Origin of the sequence: Bradyrhizobium sp. (genome assembly GCF_050014615.1) — a bacterium.
In the GTDB taxonomy this organism is placed as follows: Bacteria; Pseudomonadota; Alphaproteobacteria; order Rhizobiales; family Xanthobacteraceae; genus Bradyrhizobium.
Window position 1 is genome coordinate 1 of sequence record NZ_JBEKCZ010000199.1, and the last position, 9,682, is coordinate 9,682.

Annotated in this window: 7 protein-coding genes; 5 read left to right on the plus strand and 2 right to left on the minus strand. The window is 62.6% G+C overall.

What is annotated here, in order from left to right:
* Together ABR948_RS24415 and ABR948_RS24420 are read left to right on the plus strand one after the other, a co-directional pair.
* On the plus strand, positions 1 to 1,644 hold a 1,644-nt coding region (locus tag ABR948_RS24415), incomplete at its 5' end, for a 2-oxoacid:acceptor oxidoreductase subunit alpha (RefSeq protein WP_428122990.1).
* Positions 1,641 to 2,696, plus strand: coding sequence for a 2-oxoacid:ferredoxin oxidoreductase subunit beta (locus ABR948_RS24420; RefSeq protein WP_428122991.1), 1,056 nt, complete (start codon positions 1,641 to 1,643; stop codon positions 2,694 to 2,696). The genes ABR948_RS24415 and ABR948_RS24420, both read left to right, overlap by 4 nt.
* Positions 2,697 to 2,734: 38 nt before the next feature.
* On the opposite strand, the gene ABR948_RS24425 is transcribed toward ABR948_RS24420, so the two are convergent.
* Positions 2,735 to 3,487, minus strand: a complete 753-nt coding sequence (locus ABR948_RS24425; RefSeq protein WP_428122992.1) for a COG4705 family protein — start codon at positions 3,485 to 3,487, stop codon at positions 2,735 to 2,737.
* A 27-nt stretch (positions 3,488 to 3,514) separates the two neighbouring features.
* Positions 3,515 to 4,288 (minus strand): COG4705 family protein, encoded by a 774-nt coding sequence (locus tag ABR948_RS24430; RefSeq protein WP_428122994.1) that lies wholly within the window; start codon positions 4,286 to 4,288, stop codon positions 3,515 to 3,517.
* 464 nt (positions 4,289 to 4,752) lie between these two features.
* On the opposite strand from ABR948_RS24430, the gene ABR948_RS24435 reads away from it, so the two are divergent.
* From ABR948_RS24435 to zwf, 3 genes are all read left to right on the plus strand, one after another.
* Positions 4,753 to 7,599 carry a bifunctional transaldolase/phosoglucose isomerase gene (locus tag ABR948_RS24435; RefSeq protein ID WP_428122995.1) on the plus strand — a complete coding sequence of 949 codons (2,847 nt, stop codon included), beginning with the start codon at positions 4,753 to 4,755 and terminating at the stop codon, positions 7,597 to 7,599.
* A gap of 58 nt (positions 7,600 to 7,657) precedes the next feature.
* A complete protein-coding gene (gnd, locus tag ABR948_RS24440; protein WP_428122996.1) occupies positions 7,658 to 8,653 on the plus strand; it encodes a phosphogluconate dehydrogenase (NAD(+)-dependent, decarboxylating) in 996 nt (331 codons plus the stop codon).
* 5 nt (positions 8,654 to 8,658) lie between these two features.
* The coding region (gene zwf, locus ABR948_RS24445) for a glucose-6-phosphate dehydrogenase (RefSeq protein ID WP_428122998.1) at positions 8,659 to 9,682 on the plus strand (1,024 nt) is incomplete at its 3' end.

Sequence of the window (9,682 nt, forward strand, 5' to 3'; positions counted from 1 at the left end):
CATCTCGGCGCCCGCGGCGGCGTCGACATGATGGTGGCGATGAACCCGCAGACCTGGGACAAGGATCTCGCCTCGATCGAGCCCGGCGGCTATCTGTTCTACGATTCGACCAAGCCGATGCCGGCGTCGAAATTCCGCGCCGATATCACCGTAATCGGCGTGCCGCTGACCGCGATCACCAACTCGACCTATACCGATCCGCGCCAGCGCCAGCTGTTCAAGAACATCATCTATCTCGGCGCGCTGTGCGCGCTGCTCGACATGGACCCCAAGCTGATCGAGCAACTGATCGGCGAGCAGTACAAGGGCAAGGAAAAGCTCTTGTCGTCGAACGTCCACGCGCTGCATCTCGGCCGTGACTGGGCATTGCAGAACCTCAAATGCCCGACCGGTCTGCGCGTCAAGAAGGCCGACAAGGTCGGCGACCGCATTTTCATCGAAGGCAATAGCGCGGCCGCGCTCGGCGCGGTCTATGGCGGCGCTACCGTCTGCGCCTGGTATCCGATCACGCCGTCATCGTCGCTCGCCGACGCCTTCGCCAGCCACTGCAAGAAGCTGCGGCACGATCCGAAAACCGGCAAGGCGAAATATGCCATCGTGCAGGGCGAGGACGAACTGGCCTCGATCGGCATCGTGATCGGCGCGTCATGGAACGGCGCGCGCGCCTTCACCGCGACCTCCGGCCCCGGCATCTCGCTGATGCAGGAGTTCATCGGCCTTTCGTACTTTGCCGAGATTCCAGCCGTGATCATGAACGTGCAGCGCGCCGGTCCGTCGACCGGCATGCCGACGCGCACCCAGCAATGCGACATCATCGCCTGCGCCTATGCCTCGCATGGCGACACCAAGCATGTGCTGCTGTTTCCGGAAGACCCGGCCGAAGCCTTCGAGTTTGCCGCCCAGGCCTTCGATCTCGCCGAGCGGCTGCAGACCACGATCTTTGTCATGCTCGATCTCGATATCGGCATGAACCACCGGCTCAGCCGCCCGCTGAAATGGGACGATGCCAGGCAATATGACCGCGGCAAGGTGATGACGGCGGAGATGCTGGAGGACGGCCGCGATTTCGGCCGCTACCTCGACGTCGACGGTGACGGCATTCCCTACCGCACCTATCCCGGTACGCATCCGACCAAAGGCTCGTTCTTCACCCGCGGCACCTCGCGCGACCGTTACGCGCGCTATTCCGAGGAAGGCGCTGTCTACGCCGACAACATGCAGCGGCTGGTGCGTAAATTCGAGACCGCCCAGGACATGGTGCCGCGGCCATTGCAGGCCAACGCCGCCAAGCCGACCAAATATGGCGTGATCTATTTCGGCTCGACCGCCCCCGCGATGGACGAGGCGATCGGAATCCTGGAGGCGCGCGGCCATCAGCTCGACCGGCTTCGGATTCGCGCTTTCCCGTTCCATTCCAGCGTCGCCAGCTTCATCGCCGAACATGATTTCGTTTATGTGGTCGAGCAGAACCGCGATGCGCAGCTTCGCTCTTTGATCGTCAACGAGAACGGAATCGATCCGGTCCGGCTGGTGCCGATCCTGAATTATGACGGCACGCCGATCACCGCGCGCTTCATCGCCGGCGCCATCGGCGACCATCAGGATCAGCTCCAGGTAACGCCGCGTCGCAAGGTGAAGTCATGACCTATATCGCCAAGCCGAAATTCCAGCATCCGGGGCTGCCCAAGAACGATCTCGGCTTCACCCACAGGGATTACGAGGGCAAGGTCTCGACGCTGTGCGCCGGCTGCGGCCATGACTCGATCACCGCCTCGATCATCGAGGCCTGCTTTGAGCTGTCGATCGAGCCGCATCGCGTCGCCAAGATCTCCGGCATCGGCTGCTCGTCGAAAACCCCCGATTATTTCCTCGGCAATTCCCACGGCTTCAATTCGGTCCATGGCCGCATGCCGTCGGTTTTGACCGGCGCCAATCTCGCCAACCGCGATCTGATCTATCTCGGCGTCTCCGGCGACGGCGACTCGGCCTCGATCGGCTTTGGCCAGTTCGCGCATTCGATCCGGCGCGGCGTCAACATGACCTATATCGTCGAGAACAACGGCGTTTACGGCCTGACCAAGGGCCAGTTCTCGGCCACCGCCGACCGTGGTTCGAAGTCCAAGAAGGGCGTCATGAACAATGACAACGCCATCGACCTCGTCGCGATCGCGCTCCAGCTTGGCGCGAGCTTCGTGGCGCGCAGCTTCTCCGGCGACAAGACCCAATTGGTGCCGCTGATCGCCGCCGCCATCCAGCACAAGGGCGCGGCGTTCATCGATGTCGTCAGCCCCTGCGTCGCCTTCAACAACCACGCCGGCTCGACCAAGAGCTTCGATTATGTGCGCGAGCACAATGACGCGGTGAACCGGCTCGACGTCATCACCGGCCGCGAGCCGATCACGGTCGATTACGCGCCGGGAACGGTGCAGGTGGTCGAGCAGCACGACGGCACGCGACTGGCCCTGCGCAAGATCGATGCGGATTACGACCCGCATGATCGTGTGGCGGCGATGACGTTCCTGCAAAAGCACGCCGCCAAGGGCCAGATCGTCACCGGGCTCTTGTACGTCGATCCCGAAGCGGAAGACCTGCACGCCCATCTCGACACGGTGGATACACCGCTCAACCAGCTCGGCGAAGACGTGCTGTGCCCCGGCACGTCAGCGCTGGACAAGATCAACGCCAGCCTGCGCTAGCAGACCTGCGACCCCCTTGGGTTTGCAGCGTCCACCGGCTAATTGACCGGCACTGTTTGCTTTGGCGTGGCTGGCTCCCGCCAAACCACGAGCAGCACCGCCAACAGCATGCCCGTGACAAGAGTACTCAGCGGCAGGCCCAGCATGCTTCGACCCGAAATGAAATCGCCTACCGAGGTTCCGGCGGCCCTGATGGCGACAACGGTCAGCCAATAGAACGGCAGCCAGCGCAGTGGGCCATTTCGTCCCACCAGAAACAACGCCGCCACAATGGGGCTGAGCAGCAGGGACGATCCGGCGTCGCCAAGATGTAAATTGTGAGAGCCATAATCGCCAATCACCGTGCCCAGCGTCCCCGCCGTGAACATGCAGACCCAATAGCCGAGATCAGCGCGGAGCACCGTACCGGTTTGGCCACTTTTATCAGCCGCCATCGACCGCCATGCCAACCTCCAGCTGGTCCACACCGCGGCGGCAAGCACAACCGCCAGGGCCGCCGTCACCAGAAGCCTGGGCAATTTGAGATCACCGCATGCAAAATCGGCAAAGTTCGTCGCTGCCGTCCGGACGATAATGATGGCGATCCAGTAGTAGCTTTCATGCGATGAGCGATCGAAGCGTTCGGCGAACACGACAATGGCGAGAGCGAGCGCAAGAAATGGGAGGCCCGCAACATGGCCCAGCCCCAGATTATGGGCGAAGAAATCGCCCATATTGGCGCCAAAAATGCTTGCGATGCACAGCGCCACCCAATAACGCGGCCCCAGCACCGGCAAATGTATTTTCTGCATCGAGATTATCCTTCGCCGCTGTCCCGGTTAAGCGCGCTTCGTATCAGGTTTTCCGGCGTAAGAACCGGCGCGTTGCGGCAGGAACACCACGCAGGCTACGATCACCGCGGCCAGAATTGCCGTCGCATAAAACCTGCTGATGCCAAGGCCACCCTCGTCGAGCGGCTTATCGAGCCAGTCGCCCAGCGTGGCACCGAGCGGCCGCGTCAGGATGAAGGCGCTCCAGAACAAAAGCGTTCTTGAAATGCTGGTCCCAACATACGCCGCCGCGATCACCGCGAGCCCGGCCGCGAACACCAGCGCGCCGCCCTGGTAGCCGAGCCCGTTGCTGTCGGCCATCCAGTCGCCGAGCGCGGTGCCGAGCGTCTGCGAAAAAAGGATCGCCACCCAATAGAAGGTTTCGATTTTGGGCGTGGCCACGGTGTTGACCGAAATGGACCCGGTCGACCGGTACCAGACCAGCAAAGAGAGCATCAGCAGCAGGAATAGCAGCGAGGCGCCGCCGGGATAGCCGATGCCCAGCGAACGGTCGGCGAAGTCGGCCATCGTCGTGCCCGCGGTTGTGGTCGCGATCACCACGAGCCAGTACAGCCAGGGATGAAAGGCTTTGGCGGAAATCTGCGCTGTCACCGCGACCACAAAAATACCGATGAAGATAAAGCTGGAGACCGCGTAGCCGAGGTCCATCGACATCGAAACGGCATCGCCGCCGGTTTCGCCGAGCGTCGTCGCCAGAATCTTGATCAACCAGAATACCAGCGTGACCTCCGGAACCTTGCTGCGTTCCCCGTCCTGATTCATGTCGGCATTCCCTGACTGCAACATTATGTGTTTGCCGGGACATCCTGCCCGGCAAATTTCGTGCTTGGTGTGGCATCTATCGCACGCATGATGCCGCCGACAAGCTCGCGCGGGGTGGAACACCACTAAATTGTGATTGCAGCTGGCGGCCTTGTCGTCCCGGTTGATGCGGCCACATCCATCGCCAGCGCTGATAACGCCTGCGGCGGAAAGTTTTCGGACGGTTATGACATCACGATGAACCACTGCGGTTGCCCATGCCCAGTTTGAGGGCAGCCCGGGTGCCAGGCCGCCGTGAAACAGCCAATTTCCGGGGATCGATATGTCACCATCGGCGTTATAATCGTCGGACAGGCGTATGTCCCTCGCCGGCATCCTCTCAAGGACTTGTTGACAATCCGGCTTCCCGCCAGAGAAGGTTGCCATCGGCCGAGAATGAACCCGCTCGAACAGAAACAGGCATCATGAATCCCGTCAAAGCACTCGAAAAGCACGGCCAGGCGGTCTGGCTGGATTTCCTGGCCCGCGGCTTCGTCGCCAAGGGCGACCTGAAAAAACTGATCGATACCGACGGCGTCAAGGGCGTGACGTCGAATCCGTCGATCTTCGAGAAGGCGATCAGCAGTTCGGACGAATATGACGGCCCGATCGGCAGCGCCCTGAAAAACGGCGATCGTCCGGTTGCCGAGCTGTTCGAGCATGTCGCGATCGAAGACATCCAGCACGCGGCCGACGTGCTGCGCCCGGTCTACGATGAACTCAAGGGCGATGACGGCTTCGTCAGCCTGGAGGTCTCGCCCTATCTGGCGATGGACACCAAGGGCACCATCGCCGAGGCCGAGCGGCTTTGGAAGCACGTCCATCGCAAGAACCTGATGGTCAAGGTGCCGGCGACACCGGAAGGCCTGCCCGCGATCCAGCACCTGATCGGCGAAGGCATCAGCATCAACATCACGCTGTTGTTCTCGCAGAAAACCTATATCGAGGTCGCCGAGGCCTACCTCGACGGCCTCGAAAAATATGTCGCCGGCGGCGGCGATCCGTCTCATGTCGCCAGCGTCGCCAGCTTCTTCGTCAGCCGCATCGACAGCGCGGTCGACAAACAGCTCGACGAAAAGATCGCACGCGCGAACGATCCCAGCGAAAAGGAGCGTCTCGCCGCGCTGAAGGGCAAGGTCGCAATCGCCAACGCCAAGCTCGCCTATCAGGACTACAAGCGCCTGTTTTCAGGCGCGCGCTGGGAGAAGCTGACGGCCAAGGGAGCCAGACCGCAGCGCCTGCTGTGGGCCTCGACCGGCACCAAGAACAAGGACTACAGCGACGTGCTGTACGTCGAGGAGCTGATCGGCCCCAACACGGTCAACACCGTACCGCCGGCGACGCTCGACGCCTTCCGCGACCATGGCACGCCGCGCGACAGTCTCGAGGAAAATATCGAAGATGCCAAGCGCGTGCTGGCGGAGCTCGAGCAATCCGGCATCTCGCTCGATGCGATCACCACCGAACTGGTCAAGGATGGCGTCAAACTGTTCGCGGACGCCGCCGACAAGCTTTACGGCGCGGTCGCGCACAAGCGCGCCACCGTGCTCGGCCACGGTATCGACGCTCAGGAACTGGCGCTGGGCGCCGGGATCACCAAGGCCGTCGAGAAGGCCACGGAAGACTGGCGCGCCGCGGCGACCATCCGCCGGCTCTGGCAGCGCGACACGTCAGTGTGGACCGGGACCGACGAGAACAAGTGGCTGGGCTGGCTTACCAGCGCGGCCGCAGCCGACATCGCCGACTATGAGGATTTCGCGCAGCGCGTGAAGGGGCAGAAATTCAGCGACGCCGTGGTGCTCGGCATGGGCGGATCGAGCCTGGGACCGGAAGTGCTGGCAGAAACATTCGCCAAGAAGGCCGGTTTCCCCAGACTGCATGTGCTGGACTCGACCGATCCCGCGCAGGTCCGCGCCATGGAAAAGACCGTCGATATCGCAAAGACGCTTTTCATTGTCTCCAGTAAATCCGGCGGCACCACCGAGCCGAACGTGATGAAAGATTACTTCTTCGCCCGCGTCGCCAAGGCCATCGGCGCCGCCAAGGCCGGCCATCGCTTCATCGCGGTGACCGATCCCGGCTCGTCGCTGGAAAAGGTTGCGACCCAGCAAGGCTTTGCCCGCATCTTCCACGGCGATCCCACGATCGGCGGACGCTATTCCGTGCTTTCGCCGTTCGGACTGGTGCCGGCCGCGGCCGCGGGCATCGACCTTCGCACGGTACTGAAGCACACGCTTTCGATGATGCGCTCCTGCGGCCCTGATGTACCGCCGCACGAAAATCCCGGCGTGCAACTCGGCCTCGCGATGGGTCTTGCCGGTCTCGAAGGCCGCGACAAGGTGACCATCCTCTCCTCGAACAAGATCGCCGATTTCGGCGCCTGGGCCGAACAGCTGATCGCGGAATCCACCGGCAAGGACGGCAAGGGCCTGATCCCGATCGATGGCGAATCGCTCGGCGATCCCTCGCTCTACGGCAGCGACCGGTTCTTTATCGACCTGCGCACCGAAGGCGAGAGCGACGCTGCGCATGACGCCAAGCTGGCCGCGCTGGAAAAAGCCGGTCATCCCGTGGTCCGCATTGTCTTGCAGTCGATCGAGCATATCGGCCAGGAATTCTTCCGGTTTGAGCTCGCGACCGCAGTCGCCGGCTCGGTGCTGGGCATCAATCCGTTCAACCAGCCTGACGTCGAGGCCGCCAAGATCAAGACCCGGGAATTGACCGCGGCGTTCGAGAAATCCGGCACGCTGCCGGCGGAAACGCCCGTGATCTCCACGGCCCAAGCTGACATCTACACCGACGGCAGGAACGCCGCCGATTTGCGCAACGCCGGCGCCAATGGCGATCTCGGTTCCTGGCTGAAGGCCCATCTCGGGCGCTCCCACAGCGGCGATTACGTGGCGCTGCTCGCCTATATCGAGCGCGACACCGCGCATATCGACAGCCTGCAGCACATGCGGCTCGCGGTACGCGACAAGCGTCGTGTCGCGACCTGCGCGGAATTCGGCCCGCGTTTCCTGCATTCGACCGGCCAGGCCTACAAGGGCGGTCCCGACAGCGGCGTATTCCTGCAGATCACGTCCGACGATGCCAGGGATCTCGCAGTGCCGGGGCAGAAGGCGAGTTTTGGAGTGATCAAGGCCGCGCAGGCGCGCGGCGATTTCGATGTGCTCACCGATCGCGGCCGCCGCGCGCTGCGCGTGCATCTGAAGGGCGATCTCACAGCGGGCTTGAAAATGCTCGACGTCGCCATCCAAAATGCGTTGAATTAGAGCATGATCCCAGGAAGTCCGGATCGGATCATGTCCAGGAAGCAACAAGGAATTTCAAATGCAGCTCGGCATGATCGGTTTGGGGCGGATGGGCGGCAACATCGTCCGCCGGCTGATGAAGCACGGACACACGACCGTCGTTTACGACAGGGATGACAAAGCCGTCGCGGCGGTCGCGGCCGACGGCGCAACCGGCGCCGGCGCCCTGGAGGATTTCGTCAAGAAGCTCGAGAAGCCACGGACCGCCTGGGTGATGCTGCCGGCCGGCAAGATCACCGAAGCCACCATCGATGCGCTGTCCAAACTGATGGAGAGTGGCGACGTCATCATCGATGGCGGCAACACGTTCTGGCAGGACGATGTACGCCGCGGCAAGGCGCTCAGGGAACGCGGCATCCATTATGTCGATGTCGGCACCTCCGGCGGCATCTGGGGCATCGACCGCGGCTATTGCATGATGATCGGCGGCGACAAGGCGGTGGTCGACCGCCTCGACCCGATCTTCGCCGCGCTGGCGCCGGGCATCGGCGATATTCCCCGCACCGGCGGCCGTGACGGACGCGACCCCAGGATCGAGCAAGGCTACATTCACGCCGGGCCGGTCGGCGCCGGGCACTTCGTCAAGATGGTCCATAACGGCATCGAATATGGCCTGATGCAGGCCTATGCTGAAGGGTTCGATATCTTGAAGAACGCCAATATCGAGGCGCTGCCCGCGGAACATCGCTTCGATCTCGATATCGCCGATATCGCCGAGGTGTGGCGGCGCGGCAGCGTGATCCCGTCATGGCTGCTCGATCTGACGGCGTCCGCGCTCGCGGAAAACCACACGCTGGATAATTATTCGGGGTTTGTGGAGGATTCCGGCGAAGGCCGCTGGACCGTCAATGCCGCCATCGACGAGGCCGTCCCGGCCGAGGTGCTGACCGCAGCGCTGTTTGCGCGCTTCCGCTCACGCAAGGAGCATACCTTCGCGGAAAAAATTCTCTCCGCGATGCGGGCCGGTTTCGGCGGCCACAGGGAGCCGCCGAAGAAGTCCGGTTCAAAGGCCTGACACAAATGACCGTCAGTCAAGCCAAACAAAAAAAGCCCGATCCCTGCTCCTTTGTCATCTTCGGCGTGACCGGCGATCTCGCCCACCGGCTGGTGGTGCCTTCGCTCTATAACCTCGCGGTCAACGGCCTTCTGCCGGACGATTTCTGCATCGTCGGCGTCGCCCGCAAGGGCATGTCGAGCGAGGAACTGACCGACAGCCTGACCAAGGGTCTGCACCAGTATGCCACCCGCGAGGTCGACGACGCGATCGCCAGGCGGCTCTTGGCATGCGTCACCTGCATCGAAGCCGATCCGAAAGACCCCGCATCGTTCGATGCTATGCGCGAGCACCTCGACAGACTGGAGGCCGCGCAGAAAACCGGCGGCAACCGGCTGTTCTATCTGGCGACCCCGCCCAGCGGCTTCCTCCCGATCAGTCAGGAGCTCGGCCGCACCGGCATGCTGACGGAAAACGGCGCGTGGCGGCGGCTGGTGGTGGAAAAGCCGTTCGGGACCGATCTCGCCTCGGCGAAGGCCTTGAACAGCGAACTGCTGAAGCTGGTCGAAGAGCACCAGATTTACCGGATCGATCATTATCTCGGCAAGGAGACGGTCCAGAACATCCTGGTGCTGCGCTTCGCCAACGGCATGTTCGAACCGATCTGGAATCGCAATCACATCGACCACATCCAGATTACCGTCGACGAGAGACTCGGCGTCGGCCACCGCGGCAGTTTCTATGACGCAACCGGCGCGCTGCGCGACATGGTGCCGAACCATCTGTTCCAGCTGCTGTCGCTGGTCGCGATGGAGCCGCCGGCGAAATTCGATGCCCATGCGGTGCGCTCGGAAAAGGCCGAGGTACTGGCGGCGATCCAGACCCAGAGCGAGGAAGAGGCGCTGCATAATTCGGTGCGCGGGCAATATCGCGCCGGCAAGATCGGCGACACCGAGATCGACGACTATCGCAAGACCGCAGACGTGAAACCCGGCAGCACCACCGAGACCTATGCCGCGCTGAAGCTCACCATCGACAACTGGCGCTGGG

What these genes read in the sequence shown, in the direction of transcription:
- ABR948_RS24420 (WP_428122991.1), top strand. Translation starts at nt 1,641, where the DNA reads ATGACCTATATCGCCAAGCCGAAATTCCAGCATCCGGGGCTGCCCAAG.
- gnd (WP_428122996.1), top strand. Translation starts at nt 7,658, where the DNA reads ATGCAGCTCGGCATGATCGGTTTGGGGCGGATGGGCGGCAACATCGTC.
- ABR948_RS24430 (WP_428122994.1), bottom strand. Translation starts at nt 4,288, where the DNA reads ATGAATCAGGACGGGGAACGCAGCAAGGTTCCGGAGGTCACGCTGGTA.
- ABR948_RS24435 (WP_428122995.1), top strand. Translation starts at nt 4,753, where the DNA reads ATGAATCCCGTCAAAGCACTCGAAAAGCACGGCCAGGCGGTCTGGCTG.
- ABR948_RS24425 (WP_428122992.1), bottom strand. Translation starts at nt 3,487, where the DNA reads ATGCAGAAAATACATTTGCCGGTGCTGGGGCCGCGTTATTGGGTGGCG.